The organism is Idiomarina sp. 29L, from assembly GCF_004123135.1.
GTDB lineage: Bacteria > Pseudomonadota > Gammaproteobacteria > Enterobacterales > Alteromonadaceae > Idiomarina.
On sequence record NZ_SDJS01000005.1, the window covers coordinates 174,621 to 195,676 of the forward strand.

23 protein-coding genes are annotated in these 21,056 nt (G+C 47.5%); 9 read left to right on the top strand and 14 right to left on the bottom strand.

Features of this window, described 5'->3' with window-relative positions; genetic code table 11:
• Nucleotides 1–444 (top strand): YaiI/YqxD family protein, encoded by a 444-nt coding sequence (locus EST55_RS11530; protein WP_088767276.1) that lies wholly within the window; start codon nt 1–3, stop codon nt 442–444.
• Nucleotides 445–450: 6 nt separating this feature from the next.
• Here EST55_RS11530 and EST55_RS11535 read toward each other — a convergent pair whose 3' ends face one another.
• Entirely contained in the window at nt 451–753 is a 303-nt protein-coding gene (locus EST55_RS11535; RefSeq protein ID WP_276318905.1) for a peptidylprolyl isomerase, read from the bottom strand.
• Between the two features lie 89 nt (nt 754–842).
• Between EST55_RS11535 and EST55_RS11540 the strand changes: the two genes are divergently transcribed.
• The gene (locus EST55_RS11540; RefSeq protein ID WP_100691301.1) at nt 843–1,520 is read left to right on the top strand and encodes a DNA-3-methyladenine glycosylase I; all 678 of its coding nucleotides are present in this window, start codon (nt 843–845) and stop codon (nt 1,518–1,520) included.
• Here EST55_RS11540 and EST55_RS11545 read toward each other — a convergent pair.
• Entirely contained in the window at nt 1,517–2,692 is a 1,176-nt protein-coding gene (locus EST55_RS11545) for an MFS transporter (protein ID WP_129497578.1), read from the bottom strand. The two genes, EST55_RS11540 and EST55_RS11545, sit on opposite strands and share 4 nt — an antisense overlap.
• Before the next feature lie 72 nt (nt 2,693–2,764).
• Here EST55_RS11545 and EST55_RS11550 point away from each other — a divergent pair, with 72 nt between their 5' ends.
• Both EST55_RS11550 and EST55_RS11555 read left to right on the top strand, forming a co-directional pair.
• Complete coding sequence (locus EST55_RS11550) at nt 2,765–3,019, top strand: YkoF family thiamine/hydroxymethylpyrimidine-binding protein (RefSeq protein WP_100691303.1); 255 nt, start codon at nt 2,765–2,767, stop codon at nt 3,017–3,019.
• Nucleotides 3,020–3,081: 62 nt separating this feature from the next.
• On the top strand, nt 3,082–4,161 hold the full coding sequence (locus EST55_RS11555; protein ID WP_100691304.1) for a GGDEF domain-containing protein: 1,080 nt from the start codon (nt 3,082–3,084) through the stop codon (nt 4,159–4,161).
• Here EST55_RS11555 and EST55_RS11560 read toward each other — a convergent pair.
• Both EST55_RS11560 and EST55_RS11565 read right to left on the bottom strand, forming a co-directional pair.
• Nucleotides 4,109–4,258 (bottom strand): DUF2256 domain-containing protein, encoded by a 150-nt coding sequence (locus EST55_RS11560; RefSeq protein WP_100691305.1) that lies wholly within the window; start codon nt 4,256–4,258, stop codon nt 4,109–4,111. The genes EST55_RS11555 and EST55_RS11560 overlap by 53 nt on opposite strands.
• 6 nt (nt 4,259–4,264) lie before the next feature.
• On the bottom strand, nt 4,265–4,876 hold the full coding sequence (locus EST55_RS11565) for an isoprenylcysteine carboxylmethyltransferase family protein (RefSeq protein WP_198511814.1): 612 nt from the start codon (nt 4,874–4,876) through the stop codon (nt 4,265–4,267).
• A 127-nt stretch (nt 4,877–5,003) separates the two neighbouring features.
• On the opposite strand from EST55_RS11565, the gene EST55_RS11570 reads away from it, so the two are divergent.
• Nucleotides 5,004–5,498, top strand: a complete 495-nt coding sequence (locus tag EST55_RS11570; protein WP_129497579.1) for a hypothetical protein — start codon at nt 5,004–5,006, stop codon at nt 5,496–5,498.
• Here EST55_RS11570 and EST55_RS11575 read toward each other — a convergent pair.
• A complete protein-coding gene (locus tag EST55_RS11575; RefSeq protein ID WP_129497580.1) occupies nt 5,485–5,916 on the bottom strand; it encodes a nuclear transport factor 2 family protein in 432 nt (143 codons plus the stop codon). The genes EST55_RS11570 and EST55_RS11575 overlap by 14 nt on opposite strands.
• Before the next feature lie 79 nt (nt 5,917–5,995).
• Here EST55_RS11575 and EST55_RS11580 point away from each other — a divergent pair, with 79 nt between their 5' ends.
• The 3 genes from EST55_RS11580 (at nt 5,996) to EST55_RS11590 (ending at nt 7,834) form a co-directional block, all read left to right on the top strand.
• Nucleotides 5,996–6,418 carry a secondary thiamine-phosphate synthase enzyme YjbQ gene (locus EST55_RS11580; protein ID WP_100691308.1) on the top strand — a complete coding sequence of 141 codons (423 nt, stop codon included), beginning with the start codon at nt 5,996–5,998 and terminating at the stop codon, nt 6,416–6,418.
• Nucleotides 6,419–6,420: 2 nt separating this feature from the next.
• Nucleotides 6,421–6,867 (top strand): GNAT family N-acetyltransferase, encoded by a 447-nt coding sequence (locus EST55_RS11585; protein ID WP_129497581.1) that lies wholly within the window; start codon nt 6,421–6,423, stop codon nt 6,865–6,867.
• A gap of 70 nt (nt 6,868–6,937) precedes the next feature.
• The gene (locus tag EST55_RS11590; RefSeq protein WP_129497582.1) at nt 6,938–7,834 is read left to right on the top strand and encodes a TIGR00730 family Rossman fold protein; all 897 of its coding nucleotides are present in this window, start codon (nt 6,938–6,940) and stop codon (nt 7,832–7,834) included.
• On the opposite strand, the gene EST55_RS11595 is transcribed toward EST55_RS11590, so the two are convergent.
• The 8 genes from EST55_RS11595 to EST55_RS11630 all read right to left on the bottom strand — a co-directional run bounded on the left by EST55_RS11595 (nt 7,817) and on the right by EST55_RS11630 (nt 17,734).
• Nucleotides 7,817–8,932 carry an ABC transporter permease gene (locus EST55_RS11595; RefSeq protein WP_129497583.1) on the bottom strand — a complete coding sequence of 372 codons (1,116 nt, stop codon included), beginning with the start codon at nt 8,930–8,932 and terminating at the stop codon, nt 7,817–7,819. The genes EST55_RS11590 and EST55_RS11595 overlap by 18 nt on opposite strands.
• Nucleotides 8,933–11,659: a ribosome-associated ATPase/putative transporter RbbA gene (gene rbbA, locus EST55_RS11600; RefSeq protein ID WP_129497584.1), complete on the bottom strand. Its 2,727-nt coding sequence runs from the start codon at nt 11,657–11,659 to the stop codon at nt 8,933–8,935.
• Nucleotides 11,656–12,714, bottom strand: coding sequence for an HlyD family efflux transporter periplasmic adaptor subunit (locus tag EST55_RS11605; RefSeq protein ID WP_129497585.1), 1,059 nt, complete (start codon nt 12,712–12,714; stop codon nt 11,656–11,658). The genes rbbA and EST55_RS11605 overlap by 4 nt, the downstream gene beginning before the upstream one ends.
• A 181-nt stretch (nt 12,715–12,895) precedes the next feature.
• Nucleotides 12,896–14,047, bottom strand: coding sequence for a poly-gamma-glutamate system protein (gene pgsW, locus EST55_RS11610; protein WP_129497586.1), 1,152 nt, complete (start codon nt 14,045–14,047; stop codon nt 12,896–12,898).
• A 15-nt stretch (nt 14,048–14,062) separates the two neighbouring features.
• The gene (pgsC, locus tag EST55_RS11615; protein ID WP_088767290.1) at nt 14,063–14,638 is read right to left on the bottom strand and encodes a poly-gamma-glutamate biosynthesis protein PgsC; all 576 of its coding nucleotides are present in this window, start codon (nt 14,636–14,638) and stop codon (nt 14,063–14,065) included.
• Nucleotides 14,635–15,840 (bottom strand): poly-gamma-glutamate synthase PgsB, encoded by a 1,206-nt coding sequence (pgsB, locus tag EST55_RS11620; protein ID WP_129497587.1) that lies wholly within the window; start codon nt 15,838–15,840, stop codon nt 14,635–14,637. The genes pgsC and pgsB overlap by 4 nt, the downstream gene beginning before the upstream one ends.
• A 131-nt stretch (nt 15,841–15,971) precedes the next feature.
• The gene (locus tag EST55_RS11625) at nt 15,972–16,310 is read right to left on the bottom strand and encodes a zinc ribbon domain-containing protein YjdM (RefSeq protein ID WP_129497588.1); all 339 of its coding nucleotides are present in this window, start codon (nt 16,308–16,310) and stop codon (nt 15,972–15,974) included.
• 59 nt (nt 16,311–16,369) lie between these two features.
• On the bottom strand, nt 16,370–17,734 hold the full coding sequence (locus EST55_RS11630) for an SLC13 family permease (protein ID WP_129497589.1): 1,365 nt from the start codon (nt 17,732–17,734) through the stop codon (nt 16,370–16,372).
• 61 nt (nt 17,735–17,795) lie between these two features.
• Here EST55_RS11630 and EST55_RS11635 point away from each other — a divergent pair, with 61 nt between their 5' ends.
• The gene (locus EST55_RS11635) at nt 17,796–18,737 is read left to right on the top strand and encodes an alpha-L-glutamate ligase (protein ID WP_129497590.1); all 942 of its coding nucleotides are present in this window, start codon (nt 17,796–17,798) and stop codon (nt 18,735–18,737) included.
• 76 nt (nt 18,738–18,813) lie between these two features.
• Here the strand turns inward: EST55_RS11635 and EST55_RS11640 are convergent, their stop codons facing one another.
• Nucleotides 18,814–20,952, bottom strand: a complete 2,139-nt coding sequence (locus EST55_RS11640) for a TonB-dependent receptor (protein WP_129497591.1) — start codon at nt 20,950–20,952, stop codon at nt 18,814–18,816.
• Nucleotides 20,953–21,056: the final 104 nt, after the last annotated feature.

Consider the following 21,056-nt stretch of genomic DNA (forward strand, 5'->3'; position numbering starts at 1 on the left):
ATGAATATTTGGGTAGATGCGGACGCTTGTCCCACGGTTATTAAAGACATTCTGTATCGGGCTGCAGAGCGCAAGCAGCTGCCGCTCATTTTAGTTGCGAATCAACCGCTGCGAGTACCGCCGTCAAAGTTTATAAGAACCATGCAAGTGTCCGCCGGTTTTGATGTTGCGGATGATGCCATTGCCGAGCAGTGTGAGCCGGGCGACTTAGTCATTACCGCCGACATTCCGTTGGCGGCGGACGTGATAAAAAAAGGTGGGCAGGCGCTGAGCCCACGGGGTGAGCTTTTTACAAAAAGTAATATTGGTTCGCGTCTTAATATGCGCGATTTCATGGACACCATGCGCAGTAGCGGTGAACATACTGGTGGTCCACCGCCTTTGCATCAGCGTGACCGCATGGCTTTTGCGAACGAGCTGGATAAAATTCTGGCGCGGGTTTAATGAACCTTAGCCGCGTGATAGCGTTTTTATTAAATGCCAGCCAAACGCGGTTTTTACCGGACCATGCACTTCCAGCGTGGGCTTGCCGAAAACGACTTTGTCGAAAGCCGGTACCATTTCTCCGCGGCGAAACTCACCCAAGTCGCCGCCCTTTTTACCCGACGGGCAAAGTGAGTGCTTACGGGCTAAATCTGCAAACTTAGCGCCGCCAGCCAACTTCTTTTTCAAGTCTTCTGCTTCTTCTTTGGTTTTCACTAATATGTGTACTGCGTGTGCTCGTGCCATATCGGACTCCTTAGTTTCTTTGATGCATTTTACCTAAATTTGCATCGTGAGCCGAATGGAATCATTATTTGGCTCAAAAGGTGAGCCGAATAGCGAGACTGGAGTAAACCAGAATGACTGACATTATCGACTTTTCAGTATTTTATGAGCGCGCCTGCGAACGCAAGGGCGGAGAACAAGCGATGCTTGCGTTAATGCCTAAGATGGCAAGTGACGCGGAGCTCGTGAAAATGACTGATGATCGCGTACTATCACTCATGACCCGTTGTATCTTTCGGGCAGGTTTCGTATGGCAAATTATTGACCGTAAGTGGCCACAGTTCGAAGAAGCCTTCAGTGGTTTTGTACCGCTTTACTGGCAGCAAGTGCCACCGGAGCGACTCGAAGAGCTGGCGCAAGACGAGCGTATTGTGCGTAATTTTCAAAAAATAATAACCGTACCGGTTAACGCCCGAATGATTGTCGAAGTGTCGGAAGAGCACGGGAGTTTTGGTAAGTTTTTGGCTAGCTGGCCGCATGATGACCAAGCTGGATTGCTGCTCTTTCTCAAGAAGAATGGTGCTCGCTTAGGCGGTAACACGGGGCAGTATTTATTGCGTATGTTGGGCTGGGACGGTTTCGTTTGCGCAAGCGATGTGCTCACTGCACTACGGAATTTTAATTTACTGGATGCCTCACCAACCAGCCAAAAGGGCCTTAAGCAAATACAAACAGCGATTAATCACTGGCACCAGGAAACTGGACTGCCACGTAGCCATATTTCCCGGATATTGTCATACAGCGTTGGTTAATGCGTACCAAATTTTCGCATTGCCCAAAGCCCTAAAACAGGGCCGGGTAATAGCAGCCAGGCAACCCATTCGTTTAATACTGGCCAGCTCCAGCTAGCTAACCAGATGGCCGGAATGGTCAGGGCAAAGCCAACCGAGTTCATTACGGCTAAGGCACTGCCAACTTTGTCAGCTGGCGCCTCTTGAGCGGCTAATGCTGAAAACTGAGGTGAGTCAGCAATAACCGAAATACCCCAAAGCGTTAGAGTTAAAAGGGCAACCGAGGCTGGCAATTCAGTAATGAATGGGTATAACAAGCACATTGCGCCGGAAGTGATAAGCGCGAGTCTGGCAACCGATATGCCGCCGTGCTTTTTGCTAAGCCAACCACCGCAGATACAACCAAGAGCGCCTACCCCAATTAACGAGAATGATAACCAGGGAATGGAAGACAAAGACCAGCCAAGCTGAGATACCGGTGCTAAAAGGAGCAGAGGTACCAGCATCCAGAAGGCGTAGAGCTCCCAACAGTGGCCAAAGTAGCCACCGGCAACCGCACGGAATCGTGGCTGTTTAAGCGCCGATAATCCCTGACTTAGCGCCGCAGGTTTAGCTGTTGCCGGCAAATGTGGCCCACTACCGAGGAGCCCCACGCCTATACCGCCTAAAACGGCTAGTATAGAGGCGGCAAACAATGAGATGTGCCAATCTAAACCAAGAGTGAAGCCTCTCATTAAGTGCGGAAGTGCGGTTCCTAAAGTCAGCATAGCCAGCAACCAAGACAATGCAGCGCCTGCGTATTTAGGTACCCATGAAATAACCAGTTTCATGCCCATTGGGTAGATACCGGCTAAACACAGGCCGGTCAGTAAACGCAGAAACCACGCGAGCGAGAAATGGTCGACGGCAACGATGAAAAGCGCATTAACTGACGCACCGAGTAAACTGGAAAGGCAGAAAATAGCGCTGGCTTTGTAGCGGTCAGCCAAACCGGTAAGTGCTAAAGATAAAGTGCCTACAATGAAGCCTAACTGAACAGCGAGAGTTAATGCCCCTAAGTCGGCTTCTGAAAGTCTTTGTTCTGACGAAAGACTTAACCAAACACCGTTAACACTGAACCATAACGAAGTACCCAGTAGCTGAGCTAAAATAATAACGGGTAAAGCAATGCGCGAACGGACATCCGATGTCATTCATAAACCTCGTGTTAGTATGAACGGTCTGGTATTTTGCGTCGCAATAGTAACGACAAAGGAGTGACTATCATGAAACTGACGGTTGAAATTAGCAAGTACCCACTGGCGGATGATTATATTGGTCCAATAAAAGGTTTTATTGATGAGCTTAATAAAACCGATGATGTAAAAACTATCACCAATACATTGAGTACTCAGGTATTTGGCGACTACGACAAGGTGATGGACGCCCTGCAACGCTGCATAAAATGGTCATTTGAGCGCTATGGCAAAGTCGTCTTTGTTTGTAAATTTTTACATGGTGATTTAAGTCCTGAAGACTAAGATGATAAGTATTCCAAGTATCGCTAGTTAGAGCTACTATAGTCAAAAATAGAGTGGCTTTTATGAAGTATTGGCGTAAGTATCATCCGGAAATTAATGTTGATGACCCGCGTTACCATCAGGTGTCGTTAATATACAGTATACTATTGATAATGCTGGCTTACTTTAGTGTTATAGGCCTGCTGAACGTTACGCTATTTGATGCGGCACATATTGCAGTATATGACTTTTCCGGCTTTCTTCTTATCGCTGGTATTTATTTTTATGTCAGCCGTGGAAGCAACTTTACGGTTGCTGGGTGGTTGGTTACAGGCACACTGATATTCGTGCTCTTGGCATTCATACACTTGGCGGAGGGCAGAAATTATTCATTAATTTGGGTCACAATACTTCCTCCTATTGCTTTTTTTCTTCATGGTCCTCGAGCGGGTGCCTGGGTAACCGGGGTTGTTTTTGCTTACTGCGGTTGGTTTCTTTACGTGCAGTTGAGTCGTGGGGTTCCGGGGGATTTGAGCCTTGGCGCATTTCTTAACTTTATTGAAGTTGCGACGGCACAGTTGTTTCTCTTCCGTTATTACGAGCGCTCCAGAAGAGAAGCTTATGAACAACTTCAGGCCACTTCTGTTACTGATCCTCTAACGGGTTTATATAATCGCCTGCATCTGGACGTTAATCTCAACATGTTACTTTCGTCCTCCCGGCATAAAGACTTAAACCTGTCTGTCTTATTAATCGATGTTGATCATTTTAAGAAAATTAATGATGAATATGGCCACTTAATGGGCGATAGAGTGCTTTGTTCTATCGCGACGATTCTCAAAGAAGCAGTGAGAGAGTGTGATTTTGTGGGTCGGTGGGGTGGCGAAGAGTTTTTAGTTGTTTGTCCTGAAACCGGCAGCAAAGAGGCGATGACTCTGGCTAATAGAATCGTCGAAACTATTCAGTCTCGGCCACTCGTTGAAAGCATACATGCTACCGTTAGCATTGGGGTTGCTGAGGCATCAAATAACACAAACTTGACGGCTGAAGGGTTACTGCACCTGGCTGATAAAAACTTATACATGGCCAAAAGTAGAGGAAGAAATAGGGCTATTTCAATGTTGAATGCCGATTCCTTCGACAACGCTCTGAGCAATATTTAACGCTATCCCAGCAGCCTTTCCATTTTTTTCGCCATGAAAATGGTCGTTGGCAGGTTTCACAAACCTTGTTAGGCAGGTGGGGCTTTTTGTGAGGCATAGCTAATTAGATCTTCAGCCATCTGGGCGTTTGAGCCTTATAGCTTTGATACTCATTGCCGTAAAGTTCGCTTAATGCCTGCTCCTCTTTAACCGCTTGAGCGCGCATCATGGCGATGCCGACCAATAAGCAAATCAAGGTGAAGACACTGGGGAGTGTCAGGAAGAGACCCAGTTGGCCGAGCATAATGGCTAAGAACATCGGGTTACGCGAGTGCGAAAAAGGCCCCTTCGTTAACAGTGCCCGGGAGTTATCGCTGTCGATACCTGAGCGCCAGTCCTGACGCATATAGGCGTGGCTGTAACTGACAAACCCAAGTGACACCAACATTGTGATCATGCCAATAGACAGCACCCAGGGTGTGTAAAGTGGTTCTATAATGCCGAGCCAGGTATCAATAGGGTAAAAGACCCGGGCAATACAAATAACCAAAATTGCACCGCGGAAAAGGTTAAAAACCTGGCGTATCCACCATGTCGTACTGCCTTTTTTACCGTATTGAATATGGCTTTTTGAGGTGCGGCTATTCAGTCCAATAGCGGTACTCGCGTAGTGGACTGCTATGAATAGAAAATACACGGCTAAAAAATGGCGGCTAATCAGGTCAATATCGAACAAAAAGATCTCCAACTTCGGAACACGCAATCGTTTTCCATTCTACGGTTCTTTAAAGAGATTGAAAGAGTCAGGTGAAATATCGTTTTATGTGCTATTGATTAATTATGTTCTTGGCAAAGGAAGTCGTATGCGTTTTATAACCTATAGTGCTGTTTTATTGTTTGGTATGGCGCTGACAGGCTGCGCGTCACCCACCTCTTCCATTCTAATTGGAGACGCTCGGCCGGAAATACCGGTAGCACAAGTAAAAGTGTACTTAGAGGCGCCTGAGAGCTATGAAGAAATAGCTTTAATTGAAGCAAGCAGTGATGCCTCCTGGAGCTTTGGTGAACAAGCGAAAATGGAAGCAGTATTGAAGCGGCTGAAACAGGAAGCGGCTAAAGTAGGTGCTAATGGCGTCTTGCTGCAAAAAACCGGCGACAAGCAAGGCGAGTCAGTTTATGTCGGGGCTGGCTCAGGTGGTTACTCAGGCAATGTGGGATTTGGGGTAAGTGTTGGTAAAGCCTTCGGTTTGACCGATAAAACAGGGGAAGGCATCGCCATTTATGTAAAACCAGACAATGGCGATGCGGCATCAGAGAACGACTCGTCAGAAATTAAGGAACCTGTTAAGGAACTTTAGTCGCGTTCCAGTTAACCGCTTGCCAACGGTCGTTGCGTTGAATTAAAACACCGGTATTATAAAAATATTGAGTGACTTTACCTTCCTCTTCAGCGGTTAACGTAAAGTTGAATACCACGGTGTCACCAAATTGTTTTACCTCGATGTCTTCAGCGCCATACCAGACACTAACGTTGTCTGGGTCTTTGGGTTTAGCGTCTTTCATACCCGACATAAGTTGCTCTTTACCAAAACGCTCGCCGCTGGAGCTGGTGTAGGTCAGTTCTTTCGCCCAGAAGCGATCATGCGCTTTAGGTGAACCAATGCTGGCGCCGTATAAAAAGGCCTCTACGGCTTTGGTTGTAGCTTCTTCAACGCTTTCTTGTGCGGTGCACGTGGCACTGAACAAAACCGCGATGGCTAATAATAAGTAACGCATTGTCGTTATTCCTTTCGGTTGTTTTTCGGTATGCTGTAAGCATATGGCAAGCACAGAGACACGGCAAACAGGTTTACAAATGCTTATCAAACAAACAGAACTGCAATTGGCTCCTCACCCAAGGGGCTTTCACCTTATTACTGACGAGATTGAACGGGCTCTGGTTGAGCTTGGGCAAGTATCAGCCGGGCTATTACAGGTGTTTATTCGGCACACATCGGCATCGTTGACCATTAATGAAAATGCAGACCCGACGGTTCGTCAGGACTTTGAAAGCCATTTTAATGAAATGGTGCCAGAAAATGCGCCGTACTACCGTCATACGTTTGAGGGGCCTGATGACATGCCAGCACATTTAAAGTCGAGCATATTAGGCAGTAACTTAACCCTACCGGTGACCAATGGACGTTTAAATTTAGGCACTTGGCAGGGAGTCTATCTTTGTGAACATAGAGATCACGGCGGCGCTCGCACCTTAATTCTGACTCTACAAGGCGAGTGAGCATGCTACAACGAGCAACAATAGATGAACTCAAAGAAGCACTGACTTGGCCGGACAATGCGGCGGAGTTTCGCCTGTGGTTTGGTGAAAAAGTACCTTATGGCAGTTCCGCAGAGGCTATTTGGGAGCAGATTAAAGCAGAAGAGCGTGGCACTTATACCTTTTATCAAGATGGTGAGTTTATCGGTTTTGCACAAGCCTACCAAAAAGTCGAAAACGGTATACACATCGCGTGTCTTATTGTGAACTCTGCAGTTCGTGGTCAGGGGCTGGGTAGAAAATTTGTCGAGGCTCTGTTTGAAAACGCTTGGTCACAGGAAGAAACTCAGTTTATTACTTTGAATGTGTATCCGGAAAACGAGCCTGCCAGACGGTTATACAACAGTCTGGGCTTTGATGAAGTTGGCGAAAATCAAGGTATGGTTGCAATGCGGCTGGAGTCTCAATAAATCAGCAGATTTAAGTCGTTTTTACGGTAAACTGATGCGAAACAATACATAAACCCCAACGGGACTCTCCATGACAGAAAAAGAATTGCATCGACGTCGCCTCATCTCGGCAAAACAGTCCGAAGAGTCTATCGCCAAAATTGAAGGGCAAGGCTCCTACAAATTGGCTTTTGCTGATCATGACTTTTTGCTGAGTGATGACTTACGAGCCGTGCGTCTTCAGCTGGAGTATTTGAAGCCACAGCTGACGTTAGAAAAGCATAATGTTGATGCCACTATTGTGGTGTTTGGCAGCGCCCGCTTTTTGCCGCCGGAGCAGGCGCAACATGATGTTGGTGTTGCTGAGCAAGCGTTGGAGAAAGACCCTGACAACGACACGTTGATGGGAAATTTGAAGCGAGCGAAAAGAGCACTTAAGAATAGTGCTTATTACCAACAAGCAATGGATTTTGCTCGCATCGCCACTGAACATAATCTCTGTCATGATGATGAAAACCTAATGATCGTCAGTGGTGGCGGCCCGGGTATTATGGAAGCTGCAAATAGGGGAGCTATGGAGGCAGGTGGGCACAGTATTGGCCTGAATATCGTGCTACCTCATGAGCAGCGACCGAACCCTTATATAACGCCTGAGTATTGCTTTCAGTTTCATTATTTTGCTATTCGTAAAATGCATTTTTTGCAACGAGCCCGTGCTCTGGTCGCTTTCCCCGGTGGGTTTGGTACGTTGGATGAACTGTTTGAGACGTTAACATTGGTGCAAACGAAAAAGTCCGAACCTGTACCTATCGTGCTCGTTGGAAAAGAGTTCTGGCAGCGGTTAATTGACTTTGATTTACTCGTCGAGGAAGGGACTATCTCCGAGCATGACTTAGCATTATTTGAAATTGTCGATACCGCTGAAGAAGCCTGGCAGGCCATTTGCCATTGTTATGATTTAAAAAATGGATCACGCCATATCCGCTAAGCGCTCTCGGAAGTGGCGCCACGAGATCCAAAAGAATAGAGCGCCAATAGCGCCTAATGCTAACAGCTGTGGCCAGACGATATTGATACCGGCCCCCCGGAATAAGATGCTCTGGCCAAACTCAGTAAAATGAGACGTTGGAGCAAAGTACATAACCGCCTGCACTACTGTTGGCATACTGTCGAAAGGTGTCATGCCACCGGACAGTATCTGCATCGGCATGATAATGAGCAAAAATAACAAGCCGAACTGTGGCATCGAGCGAGCGTAAATTCCTAAAAATATGCCGATGGATGTGGTCGCAAATAGATGCAATGCGGTGCCGAATAAAAAGAGGCTCAAAGAGCCACTCGTTGGTATTGCCAATGCTTGCTTTATAACCACGACTAAAGAAAAAGCGGATGCTACTAAGACCACTAAAGCCATGGACCAAACTTTACTGACCATAATTTGAAAAGGCGTTACCGGCATCACCATCAGATGTTCGACGGTGCCATGTTCTCGCTCCTTGATCAGCGCAGCGCCAGTTAAAATAATCGACAGCATGGTGATTTGGTTAATGAGCTCCATGATGGCGCTAAACCAGCCACTATCGAGCTCTGGATTGAACTGCGCTCGCACAGCAATATCGATGGGCAGTTGAGCTGCTGATTGAGTGAACGTACTGACCTCCCGGTTAATAATTGACTGAATGTATCCGTTACCAGTAAACGCCTGGCTCATTCGGGTCGCGTCGACAATAAGCTGAACTTGTGGTCGTTCGCCATTGAGTAAATCTCTTTGCAGCCCCTCCGGAATATCCAGAATAAAGGTGTAACGACCTTCGTCCATGAGCTGATCGGCTTGATCCGCCGAAACGGCTTCTGGTGGCAGAAAATAAGGCATTAAAAAGCTATTAATTAATTGGTTAGACAGCTGTGAGCGATCATTATCGATAACGGCTATGGGTGTTTTGTAAAGGGTTTGTGGTGTGGCTGATGCAGCGGTATAAACAAAGACGGTAAAAGCCAGCATAATAAATAAAAGCAGCATGGGATCGCGTGACAAGCTCACTAACTCTTTTATGCCTAAATGCGAAATGTTTTTGAGAGAACGCATTTATCGCTCCTGCTTTTTCACTAAGCTAATGCCAACCGCTATAAAAATAATGGCAGCAATAATGAGTCCTACCAACATGACGTGCAGCTCATTAAAGGACAAGGCTTTTGAGAAAACACCACGGCTAACAATCATGTAATAGGTCGTCGGGTAAACCTCCCCAATAATTTTGGCCAACCCTTCTAATGATGTGACTGGCGTTATCATGCCGGAAAACTGTGAGGCTGGAAGAATGGTGGCCAGAGCGGTGCCAAAAAGTGCGGCAATTTGGCTGTTCAGGAAAGCCGACATAATAAGCCCTAATGCAGTGGCGCAAATGACGTAGAAAAACGTGGCGAGAGTAAACGCCAGAAAACTGCCGGTAAGTTCGACCTCGAAAATAAATAAAGCCTGTCCAACCAGTATTAGGAAGTTAACCATCGCAAGGACGACATAAGGCAGCTGCTTACCCAGGAAAAACTCACTTTTACGCGTTGGAGTGACATAAAAATTGGTAATGGAGCCTAACTCTTTTTCCCGCACGACAGAGAGGGAAGTCAAAATAGACGGAAACAGCATTAACAGAAGCGGTATTACTGCAGGGACCATAGCCGGCAAGCTTTTAATATCGGGGTTGTAACGGTATCTGGAAGCAATATCGATAGTGGCTGTTTGGGGTGTAGGGGCACTCAGTTGCTGTTGTTGCTTCTGTAGCCAGTCTATGTGCATACCCTGAATATAACCCTGAGCAGTTTCTGCCCGCATAGGCATAGCGCCATCGACCCACGCACCGACGGTGACGTTGTCGCCTCTTTGTATATTGCGGGCGAAATTGTTGGGTATTTCAATGGCCAGACTAATGTCGCCACTCTGCAGGCGGGCATCAACTTCTCCATAGCTCTTTAAAGGCGGCTGCTCGTTAAAGTAGCGAGAGCCCGATAAGCTAAGAATGTAATCACGACTGGTGCTGGTCTTGTCACGGTCAAGTACGGCAAAGTCAATTTCATCGACATCCATATTAATACCGTATCCCAGCACGAACATCAGGATAACGCTACCGACTAAAGCCATGACAAGTCGAACGGGGTCCCGGAACAATTCTAATGTTTCGCGGTGACTGATGCTAAGCAGTCGTCTTACACTAAAGCCGTGACTTAGCTGAAGGTCACTATGAGTTTGTCGCCTTAGCGTCGGCTCTTCACGGTTATTATCGGGTTGCCCTGATGCCGCCTCTAAATAGTCAACAAAAGCGTCCTCAAGAGAGTTTTTGTTACAGCTCTGGATAATGCCGTTAGGTGTGTCGGTGACTAACACCTTTCCTGCGTGCATGAGTGACACTCTGTCACACCGTTCCGCCTCATTCATAAAGTGAGTGGATATAAAGATAGTGACGCCGTGCTCGCGGGAAAGTCTCAATAAAATATGCCAGAAACTATCGCGGGCGACAGGGTCGACACCGGAGGTTGGCTCGTCCAGAATCAGTATTTCTGGCTCATGAATCATGGCGACAGCCAGTGATAAGCGCTGGCGCTCACCAATGGGTAACTGCTTGGGGAGCTGCTGGAATAGCCGTTGTAAATCGAATTGCTCCGCTATCGCCTCTATTCGCTCGTCAATGTTCTCTTTAGGAATATCAAATAGCTGAGCGTGCAATTTAAGATTTTGGTAGACCGTAAGCTCGCTATATAGAGAAAAGCTTTGCGCCATATAGCCAACGCGCTTACGAGTTTCTAAAGAGTGACTGTCAATGGGCTCATCGAAAAGCCAGGCTTTACCTGAGCTGGCTGTTAGCAGCCCGGTCAGCATTTTCATTGTTGTTGTTTTACCGCATCCATTCGACCCTAAAAAGCCGAAAATCTCACCTTTCTGAATACGAAAGCTGGCCTTATCAACAGCGGTAAAATCGCCAAAACGCATGGTCAGTTCTTTTGCCTCTATCGCTGTAGGGCTGTCTTTGTCGGACTGATGCGGCTGGCTCGTAAAAGGCTCTATAGATTGAGCACCAAGCAGTGATACGAAAGCGTGCTCTAAAGAAGACGTTGAGGTCTGAGTTAAAAGTTGGGTGGGAGATCCTGATGCGAGCACCTCTCCGTTATTCATGGTCGCTAACCAATCAAAGCGTTTGGCTTCATCCATATAAGCCGTTGCCACCAGCACGCTCATGTCCGGGTGTTGTTGTCTAATGTCGTCGATAAGCTGCCAAAACTGACGGCGAGACAAAGGATCAACTCCTGTTGTCGGCTCATCCAATATCAGCAGTTCTGGCTCATGAATCAATGCGCAACATAACCCCAGTTTTTGCTTCATTCCGCCTGACAGCTTTGCGCTGGGGCGGTCTTTAAACTCCCACAGACGGGTCGCTTTTAATAAGCGAAAAACGTGTTGTTCGCGCTGTTGGCCCTTAAGTCCAAAAAGCTGCGCAAAAAAGCTGAGGTTTTCTTCCACTGACAGTGTAGGGTAGAGGTTTTTCCCCAACCCTTGCGGCATATAAGCAACACGGCGATACAGCCGCTTGCGTTGACGAGATTTACTCAGATCTTCGCCTAACACAAACAGCTGGCCTGACTGTAACGCTCTAGCGCCGGAGATAAGGGATAGTAACGTTGATTTACCAACGCCATCAGGGCCAATGACACCGCACAACTTTCCTCGAGGGACAGCCAAAGATACAGAGCGCAGTGCTGGTTGCTTGCTGTAGTGATAGTTGAGCTCATTTAGAGAGACAACAACGTCATTCTCTTGGGTCATTCATTGAGCTCCGACTTGAGCTCTTCGGGCCAAGCTTCTTGCTCATCAAGCTTCACGTAGGCAACGCCAGGTAGTCCCGTTTTTACACGTTCAAGATGCTTCTCTAAGAGTGCTTTGTCGATGCTGGCACGAACTCGAAACATGAGTTTTTCTCGTTCTTCCTGGGTTTCAACCGTTTTGGGTGTGAACTGTGCGATATCCGATATAAAGCTGATACTAGCGGGTATGCGATAGTTTGGCAGCGCATCTAACACAATGCGTGCTTCACTTCCTACTGATATCTTTCCAATAGCGCTGGTGGGGAGAAAGAACGTCATATAAACATCGCTCAAGTCCACCATGTTCACAACTCGACCTCCGTTGCCAATAACCTCCCCCGGCCGAGCAATAACGTATTGAATGCGGCCGTCGCGAGGCGCAAGAAGTGTGCTGTCATCTATTTGAGTTTGTATGCGTTCAATCGTTGCTCTGACGGCTTCGGCACCGGACTTAGCTTCCTCATGTCTTGAAATCGCTGTCGCTATGGCTGCATCGGTTGCGGAAATCTGAGATTTAGCTGCGGTGACGGCCGACTCGGCGCTAATAACGGACGCTTTTGCATCATCGAGATCTTGTACTGACATCGAGCCCGTTTGAGATAGGCTTTGAACTCGGGTGAGTCGCTTTTTAGCAAGCTCTAACTCAGCGTTGCGCTGTTTCAGTAACGCTTGCGCCGCGCTTTTTTCCGCTCGACGTTGCTCAATTTGACTTTCGGCTGTGTTAATTGCGCTCTTTGCTTGGTTGAATTGTGCCTGTGCTTGGTGAAGTTCGGCTTCTAGCGTCGTGGTATCAATGCTCGCAAGCTTGCTTCCGGTAAGCACGAAGTCACCTTCCGCCACCGACAGGTTAGCGAGTCGCCCGGCAACTTTAGTGGCAACATTAATTTCAGCGGCTTCGATTCTCCCGTTGCCACTGACAATTCCCTCATAGCCTTCGCTTTCCTTGTTAACACCAAGGTAGACAAAAAAAACAAGACCGATAATGACTACGAGCCAAACAAGGTTTCTTTTATTCATAGAGTCATCCCACCCTGGCGCCAGGAGGATAAGAACAGAAATACTGTGGTGGGTTTATTGGTTAAATGTCGATTCATAAAGGGAGCCTTACATGGAAGTTGCCATTTATAGTTTTAGCATTAAACGACATAAATGTAAGGCTCTCTTTTAGAGAAGAGAAGCTACTTTATAAGAGGTAGTGTTAAACCATCGGTTTTGTGCCTTTCCCGCTATGACCAGAGCGCTGCCATAAACTGGTAATACGTGCGGAGCGGACGATAAGCCAAGTAAGCCCAAACAAGCCGACAGCTAAGCCCAGTGCTAACCAGCGGTTGTAAGTCGTGGCTGAGTATATACCGCCATTCCCTACTGGTACTGCCTCTGGTGGCATTAACGGTAAGCCATGGCGTTCTGCCATGGTTTTAATGCCAATAAAATGAATACCCGGAATGTCTTCCTGCAGGAAGTAGCCCATAACGGTTTCTACCGCAAAGGCACGCGCTGGTGCGTCTGTCTGCAAGCCAGATTTGAACATGTCATCAATGCCAGGGGGACCGACAACCGTCGCGCCACCACCCACGTTGATGTAGGCAGTGTAATTTCGCTCGGCAGAATACTCCCGAAAAATGGCAATTCTATCGGCGACCGCTTCTTGGTAGTTGGCAGGGTCAATGAATTTAACATCAGCACGCTCAATTGAACGGCGAATGGATTGAATGCCTTCCTCAGGAATGCCAATGCCTCTATCTTCAATGCCGCCAATCGATGCATAATCGGCATGGAGCGAAATAACGCCAGCTTCACGAAGTTTTCGTTCCATATCCAGCCATAGAAAATTAGGGGTATTAGCGCCCCACTGCGACGATGAGGCAGAAGCAACAATAACGGCATTTGCTTCCATAGCCTCAAGTGCTGAGTAGACAGCCAAGTTGAGCGCTGGGAACGAGCCTGAAACTGTCACGGCAACTAAATCGCCCTTTTTCACACCAGCTTCTGCTAATAACTTAACAGCAACTGCCGCCCAATTTGGGTTAATAGTGGTTTGCTTAGACTCTCGACCGCCGTGATTGGTTGTGACAATACTGTTCTCTAAACCGACCAAGCCCGATCGTTGAGGATCAAACTCAGGATTAATGGGGGCTATTTGAGCTCTCAGTGGTTGCAACACGTTCATGCCCTGGCGCATGATTTTCGCCGCATTTACCATGGTCGCGTAGTTGTCTTCCACAACGGGGTCACGCTGCTTCATTTTTTCTGCCGCAACAACCACAATAATTGCGACGACAATTAAGAAAATGAGCCCCCAGGTCGGTACACCTGAAGAGCGCCAATAAATTTTAGTAAAACTACTCATTATAGGGTTCTCCTGTTACCAACCGGGCATTTGAAAAGCTTGACTCGCTTCATACATTTGCAAAGATTCAGGCATAATAACAATAAGCGCCAACCTCACTAACACGGCGGTCACTGCCAACCCACACAAGGTTTGCAGTACGCCTTGTCGCTCAAACCAAATAGCAATAAGCCCCGGGATAATATAGCCAATGATGCTGCTCTCCATGACTGACATCATTACCGTCGACTCGAGAGCGCCAACTTGTGCTTGTGCATTGTCGCCGCCGGCTATCATTTGTAAGTCTGCCCAGTTCACTAAGTTGCCAATAAATAGGTCGAACAGACCGGCAATTAAATAGCCGGTTAGAATCATAATAATGGTTTGGCGACGACCATAAATAATCGCAAAGCTCGCTATGACTTTAACAATCAAATAGGTAATTAGGGCGGCGAGTAATGTAATTGCCAGACTTAGTGGGTCGGTCAGTTGCAATGCAACATAACCCGGAACAACTAACCCCCCTGCGGCCAGCCCGAGCGTATGGGTAAGCAGCAACGTAAAAAATAAGCCAACACCAATGGCAACAGCCAATATATTGAGCGCTATCATAAATCTTCCTCTTTAACGGCACGGTTTTGGAAGAAGCGAGCGACTTCTTCGCCGCCGCCGTGAATATTGCACATACCAACAACCAGTGCGTTGCCTGCGGATTCTTCTAAAATGGTTTCTGTTATATCGGTTGTGTCACCGCCTTCAAGCACAAGTAGCTTTTCCGGATCGAGTCCGTGCTTTACTGCGTTGCGAACAAAGACAAAACAACCAGAGCCCATTAAGATGACTTTATCGGCTTTGGTCCATTTTCCGGCTTCTTCAGCCATTTGCTGAGACCGATGTGGGCGGTCGGCCCGGCAGTTAATCAACATGATTTTGCGGCGATTTTCACCGAACTTCTCAATCATGTTTTCCCAAATTTTTCCGGTCGACTCCGGGTCGTTAGCGGCAAAGCCATTAACAAATACAATTTCACGCTTGAAATAGTTAATGTGCAGAACTTGCATAGCACCAGCTTCTGGCTCAAGTTCGGTCATGCCTTTTAACGCTTTATCTCGGTCAACGCCAAGGTGTTCGCATATTTTTAATGCCAGAGCGACGTTTTCTTTATGCTCGGCGTAACGAAATTGACTCATCGTGTCATCAGAAATGGCCTCAACCTCTTCCAGTGTGACACCGTGGAGCTGTGACTTTCTGTCGTTACAGGAGTGTTCAAAGGTGGGGAGTAAATCTCGTTCGGCGGTGAACAAATTGCCTTTAACGGGCGTACTCCCAGCCAAAGCTAAGGCGACGTCTTCTTCGCCAGGTCCCATCACATCTAAATGGTCAGGGCGGGCATTGGTAATTACACCAACGTTGGAACGCACCATGCGCAGCTCGCTCAGTGACTGATACTGCGGTTGCAGTGCCATGCACTCCATAACCACAATTTCCGGCTTTAATTTAGCCATGCGCTTTAGCGTGCGCATTTGTTCAATGATATTTGCACCACTGATGCGGTAAATTGGAAACTCACGCCCGTCAGGGTCAGTGACTGCAGCGGCCGAGCCCGTTGTTTTTGCGCATACTCGCTTATCGCCGGCGCGAAGGCCTGCGGCAATCAACCGAGTGACACTGGTTTTCCCACGCGTACCATTCACATGAACACGTACCGGAATGCGGCTAACCAGCCAACGATGTTTTAGCGCTTCTAAACCACCTGCAAGAACAAGTGCTACCCAAAGTCCTGCAACAATGGCGAGCAAAACTGGTATTTCCATAATCGCTCCCCTTAACATACATAAATGTATGTATTCTTTTTAGCGAACCTTTATGAAAAAGACCAATGAATTTAGGGATCTTTACACTTTAGTTCGCAAGAAGAAGCGGATTAGAGTCTGGCGAATTGGGATTACGCTTTTTTCACGAATTCGGACTTCAACTTCATTGGGCCAATACCGTCAATTTTGCAGTCGATGTCGTGGTCACCGTCTACCAGGCGAATGTTTTTGACTTTCGTACCGACTTTAACGACGGAAGATGACCCTTTTATTTTCAAGTCTTTAATCACAGTGACGGTATCGCCGTCTTCAAGCGGTGTGCCGTTAGAGTCGCGGTACTGAGGGGTGTTTTCAGTGTCTGTTGGTTCATCTTCAGACCACTCATGGCCGCATTCAGGGCAAACCAGTAAGTTACCGTCGTGATAAGTGAACGTTGACTGGCATTCAGGGCAGGCGGGGAAGTCGCTCATTAGAAATCCTTTTAAATTAAAAAGAGGCGCAATTATAGCCTGTTAGCGCCACGCCCGCATTAAACGAACAGCAACACCGCAATTGTTGTTATTACGGCCAGTAGAACGTTAAGAACAACTCCCTCTCGTGCCATAGCTTTTATCGTAATGCGTTTAGAGGCAAACACAATAGAGTTTGGCGGTGTTGCGACAGGCATGCAGAATGCACAGCTACAGGCAATAACGGCCGGAATCATCAGTAATTCAATCGGTAACTGTAATGCCGTAGCGGTGGCTGCCAAAATAGGCATAAGTAGAGTGGCGGTCGCTGTATTGGATGTGACTTCGGTGACAAACGAGACGGTCAGAGTGAGCACAAAAATGAGCAACCATAAAGGAAGCGCACCTAACGCTGTGAGCGACTGGCCAATGATATCGCCCAAACCGCTTTCCATTACGCCCCGGGCCAGACAAATGCCGCCGGCAAATAGCAATAAGATGCCCCAGGGAATGTCTTTCGCCAGTGTCCAGTTAAGCAGTTTTTCGTGCTTAACTTTGCCGCTTGGAATCACAAACATCGCAACCACACCGGCTAAAGCGACAGTGGCATCATTTAAGCTGCCCAGCCCTAAAAAGCCGGTCCAGCCGCCAAATGGTGCTGTGCGGGTTATCCACAGGAAAACGACGGCACCAAACACTATTAATACGCGCTTTTCATAGGTGGTCATTTTACTCGTAGTGGGAAGCTCTAATGGTTTTGTGAGCTTGACGTGTCGGGTGAGCCACAAAGCAATCACTGGTAACCCGAGCAGAACCATCGGTAAACCAATGCCAAGCCAGCGGGTAAAGCTGAACTCGGTTCCGGTAATATTCTGATAAATGGAGGCGAAAATTAAATTAGGCGGTGTACCGACTAGGGTAGCAATACCGCCTAACGAGCCGGCGTAAGCAAGACCCAATAACAGTGCGCATTGAAAGCTTTCGTCGTCGCTGGCATCGGCGAGTGCCAGAGCGACGGGCAAAAGTGCCAGAACACCCGCGGTATTCGATATCCACATGGATAAAAATGCGGTCGCAGCCATAAACGAAATAACCACTTTGCGACCATTGTCAGCTCCGATACGGGCGATAAGCGTTAATGCCATACGTTTGTGAACGCCGCTGGCTTCCACCGCTTTGGCCAACATAAAGGCACCCATGAACAATAAAATGATATTGTCACCCAGCGCGCCTGCAGCGGTGCTGGTATCAATAACTCCGAATACGGGCAGTAACACGAAGGGCAACAATGAAGTGACAGGCAGAGGAATGCATTCGGTGACCCACCACCAGGCGACCCAGACAACGGTGCTTAGAGTGAGAGCCGCCGGTAAAGGCATGTTGGCGAGTTGGGTGGCAAGCAGTACAATGAGAGCGGTTAAAGGCCCGAGCGCTAAATGTTTCATTAAACGACTTTTCTATCCATTGCGTATCTTTCCCAGTAAAGATAATAGATAAGAGGTTCACATGCGAGATATTGTTATTCTGCACGAAAATGAAGAGTGGCTAGTGCCATTGAGAGCAGAATTTGAGAAGCGCGGAGTTGAGGCCAAAGAGTGGTTTTTAGATACTGGTGTCATTCCTTTTACTGAACTGCCTGACGATGCGGTGTATTACAACCGCATGAGTGCCTCTTCGCATACCCGCGGGCATCGTTTTGCGCCAGAACTCACTCGTATGGCCTTAACTTGGTTGGAAAGCAACAATCGAACGGTTGTGAATGGTACCGGCGTTCTTGCGCTGGAAGTCTGCAAGTTATCGCAGTATGCGGCGTTGCAAAAAGCCGGGCTGAATGTGCCTAAAACACAAGCGGTCGTGGGTAAGAGTTTATTGGTTGAAGCTGCTGAATCGTTTGCCCAGTGGCCCGTTATTTTAAAACCGAATCGTGGTGGCAAAGGCTTGGGTGTTATTAAGTTTGATGATGCTGCTGGTCTGCAAGCTTATATTCACAGTGCCGACTACGAAGAGCCTCTGGACGGTGTTTGGTTGTTGCAGGAGTACATCAAACCGAAACAACCCCACATTACCCGCAGCGAGTTTGTTGGTCAGAAATTTGTTTATGCAGTGAATGTGAATACCGAACAGGGGTTTGAGCTTTGTCCGGCCGATGTCTGTAGTGTTGATGATGCGTTTTGCCCGACCAGCGAAGCGTCGGCGGAAACGCCGAATAAATTTACGATTACTAAACGCTTTAACGACCACGAAATTATTTTCGCCCTTGAAGCCTTTTTAAAGGCCAATGATATTGATGTCGCCGGTATTGAATTCATAGAGGACGACAAAGGTGAGTTGTACGTGTATGACGTGAATACCAATACCAATTATAACCAAACGGCCGAGCGAGAGGCGGGCGTAAAGCAAACCGGAATGGGTGCTCTGGCTGACTATCTTATTGATTTAGCCAAATAACGACGCCCTCAATAAGGGATAAAAAAACGGCCCCAACACGTGGGGCCGCAAAAAAGCCAGGGAGAGAGTCTGGCGTTTAGAAAGTGTATTCCACACCAAAAGACGCTGTTTGAGGCTTATTAGGACGAGCACCATGCGGTGAACGAGCGACAATTTGTTGCTGATCAAACAGGTTTTCGACTTTGAAATAAACCGCCATGTTGTTGTTCATCTCATAACGGCTGACGAAATCAGTGACAAACACAGATTCCGTTCTGTCGAATTGACTGTTGGTACGGTTACAGCCAACATCGACACACATCTCGTCTGCGTATTTAGCCACAACGTAGTTTATCCAACCGTTTTGGTTGTCTAAAGCAACGCGCATACTGAAGGTGTTTTGCGGAATATCGTTTAACTCATCGCCATCCATAAGACCTGACACGGCGTTGTCTTTGCTAATTTCACCTTTGGTGTAGGTGTAAGTCACATCTACAGGTATCAGGAAACTACCCGCTTCAAAGGTGTTGCTCGCCTGGAACTCTAAACCGCGAACGACCGACTCGCCCAGTACGTAGTTGCCTGATTCAGCACCGTTGTCACAAGGGTTAGCAATAGAGCATTGCTGTGTGGTGTCGTTAAAGTCGCTGTAGAAGCCAACCGCCTCGACAAATAAAGTGCCTTGGTTGTAACGTACGCCAGCTTCATAGTTCGTGCTGGTTTCAGGCTCCTGGTTTTCTGTTGCACCGCCACCTAAAGGAGAGAAGCCTTTGTGAACGCCAGCCAGAACCTGCCAGTTGTCGTTTACGTCATAAGTAAAGGAGGCACCCGGCAACCATTCGCTGCTGTCGTTAGAACGAGTGCTGTCTAATTCGCTGCGATCCGGTACTGCAAACTGGAGGCGTGAAGATTCAACGTTTTCATGACGAAGTGCCAGATTAACCATCAAATCGTCAGTAACTTGCCACTGGTCAGTAACCCAAAAGCTGACGGCTTCCGCTTTTTCTAAACGGTTGTCGCCACCGGTTGGTTGAATGAACGAGTCAAACACCAGGCTACCGTTAACTTGATCGAAGACTTCTTTTAACTGGTAACGATCCATTTCGTCAGTGTGATCACGTACGCCAATTTCGAGGAAATGCGATGCCAACTCAATACCGGTATTTACTTCAACACCATAAGAGTCGTAGCCACGGTTACCGTTGGTCCAGGTTATGTCTTGGTAATCTTGCTCGCCGTGCAAAACCGCTAGCGCGTCTGTGTCACCCGCATTGGCTAAGTCAACTAAGTCATTAACAACACCCGCTTTAAACCAGTTGCGCTTAAAGTGGTTCTTATAAGTCAGAACATTCAATTCAACGGTGTCAGTTAGCTCCACGTTGTAGTTAAGACTGATAGCGTCATGATGATTGTTCATCTGGTCAATTTCAGACAGCCCATAACGGCGGTTAGGGTCTTCCGCAAAGTCTGCGTCAGTAAGCCCTGCATACGTTTCGTTTGAGGTTTCTTCTGAATACTGGAATTTAGCCAGTAAACTTTGGCTATCCCCTGTCCATTTTAATTTCGCAACATAGTCTTCAATGTCGAATCCAGCGTCACGGCTGCTGCGGTCGATATCTTTAAAACCGTCGCTGCTGCGTTGAACGGTTTCTAGCAAGAAGCCCCACTGACCTTTTGTGCCGCCAACATGCGCATGAATATCGCGGCTGCTGTTTTCACCGAACTCAGTCAATACTTGACCACCGAACTGCTCCGGCACGGGTGTCGTAACCAGGTTAAGTACACCACCAGTGGTTTGAGGACCATAACGCAATAATGGAGCGCCCTTCAGCACTTCAATAGACGACATGCGGAAGGTGGTTGGGAAGTAATATGCCGCCGGGTTTGAATAGGGTGCTGGCGCCATCATCACGCCGTCTTCCAAAATAGTGACTTTACTGACACGGCCGGCGGTTGCGGCACGGATGCCAATGTTTGGGCGGAGGCCTTGGCCGTCTTCTTCACGCACATAGACACCAGGGATGGTTTTCATCAACTGGTTAATGTCGGATGGTACTTCAATTCGCATTTGCTCTTCGTCGATAACGGCGCTTGAGCCTGCAGTGGCTCTGGAGTCAGTTTTTGTACCGATAATTTTGATTTGTTCAATGTCATCAGTTCGGTCAATAGCAACTTCTGCAAAGGTCGGAGCAGCGAAGCTTGCAAGAATAGCCGTAGTCAGTAACGTCTTTTTCATGATCTACCCTGTTAATGTTTTTTGAAAGGTTATTTCATTATTGGTTTATCAAATCGCCGCGAATGCTAATATAAATAATAATGATTCGCAACAACAGTTTTGAT

What these genes read in the sequence shown, in the direction of transcription:
- EST55_RS11595 (WP_129497583.1), bottom strand. Translation starts at nt 8,932, where the DNA reads ATGCGTTCTCTCAAAAACATTTCGCATTTAGGCATAAAAGAGTTAGTG.
- EST55_RS11625 (WP_129497588.1), bottom strand. Translation starts at nt 16,310, where the DNA reads ATGAGCGACTTCCCCGCCTGCCCTGAATGCCAGTCAACGTTCACTTAT.
- EST55_RS11555 (WP_100691304.1), top strand. Translation starts at nt 3,082, where the DNA reads ATGAAGTATTGGCGTAAGTATCATCCGGAAATTAATGTTGATGACCCG.
- EST55_RS11540 (WP_100691301.1), top strand. Translation starts at nt 843, where the DNA reads ATGACTGACATTATCGACTTTTCAGTATTTTATGAGCGCGCCTGCGAA.
- EST55_RS11530 (WP_088767276.1), top strand. Translation starts at nt 1, where the DNA reads ATGAATATTTGGGTAGATGCGGACGCTTGTCCCACGGTTATTAAAGAC.
- EST55_RS11550 (WP_100691303.1), top strand. Translation starts at nt 2,765, where the DNA reads ATGAAACTGACGGTTGAAATTAGCAAGTACCCACTGGCGGATGATTAT.
- EST55_RS11575 (WP_129497580.1), bottom strand. Translation starts at nt 5,916, where the DNA reads ATGCGTTACTTATTATTAGCCATCGCGGTTTTGTTCAGTGCCACGTGC.
- pgsW (WP_129497586.1), bottom strand. Translation starts at nt 14,047, where the DNA reads ATGAGTAGTTTTACTAAAATTTATTGGCGCTCTTCAGGTGTACCGACC.
- EST55_RS11630 (WP_129497589.1), bottom strand. Translation starts at nt 17,734, where the DNA reads ATGAAACATTTAGCGCTCGGGCCTTTAACCGCTCTCATTGTACTGCTT.
- pgsB (WP_129497587.1), bottom strand. Translation starts at nt 15,840, where the DNA reads ATGGAAATACCAGTTTTGCTCGCCATTGTTGCAGGACTTTGGGTAGCA.
- EST55_RS11570 (WP_129497579.1), top strand. Translation starts at nt 5,004, where the DNA reads ATGCGTTTTATAACCTATAGTGCTGTTTTATTGTTTGGTATGGCGCTG.
- pgsC (WP_088767290.1), bottom strand. Translation starts at nt 14,638, where the DNA reads ATGATAGCGCTCAATATATTGGCTGTTGCCATTGGTGTTGGCTTATTT.
- EST55_RS11605 (WP_129497585.1), bottom strand. Translation starts at nt 12,714, where the DNA reads ATGAATAAAAGAAACCTTGTTTGGCTCGTAGTCATTATCGGTCTTGTT.
- EST55_RS11585 (WP_129497581.1), top strand. Translation starts at nt 6,421, where the DNA reads ATGCTACAACGAGCAACAATAGATGAACTCAAAGAAGCACTGACTTGG.
- EST55_RS11590 (WP_129497582.1), top strand. Translation starts at nt 6,938, where the DNA reads ATGACAGAAAAAGAATTGCATCGACGTCGCCTCATCTCGGCAAAACAG.
- EST55_RS11580 (WP_100691308.1), top strand. Translation starts at nt 5,996, where the DNA reads ATGCTTATCAAACAAACAGAACTGCAATTGGCTCCTCACCCAAGGGGC.
- EST55_RS11545 (WP_129497578.1), bottom strand. Translation starts at nt 2,692, where the DNA reads ATGACATCGGATGTCCGTTCGCGCATTGCTTTACCCGTTATTATTTTA.
- EST55_RS11560 (WP_100691305.1), bottom strand. Translation starts at nt 4,258, where the DNA reads ATGCCTCACAAAAAGCCCCACCTGCCTAACAAGGTTTGTGAAACCTGC.
- EST55_RS11640 (WP_129497591.1), bottom strand. Translation starts at nt 20,952, where the DNA reads ATGAAAAAGACGTTACTGACTACGGCTATTCTTGCAAGCTTCGCTGCT.
- EST55_RS11635 (WP_129497590.1), top strand. Translation starts at nt 17,796, where the DNA reads ATGCGAGATATTGTTATTCTGCACGAAAATGAAGAGTGGCTAGTGCCA.
- rbbA (WP_129497584.1), bottom strand. Translation starts at nt 11,659, where the DNA reads ATGACCCAAGAGAATGACGTTGTTGTCTCTCTAAATGAGCTCAACTAT.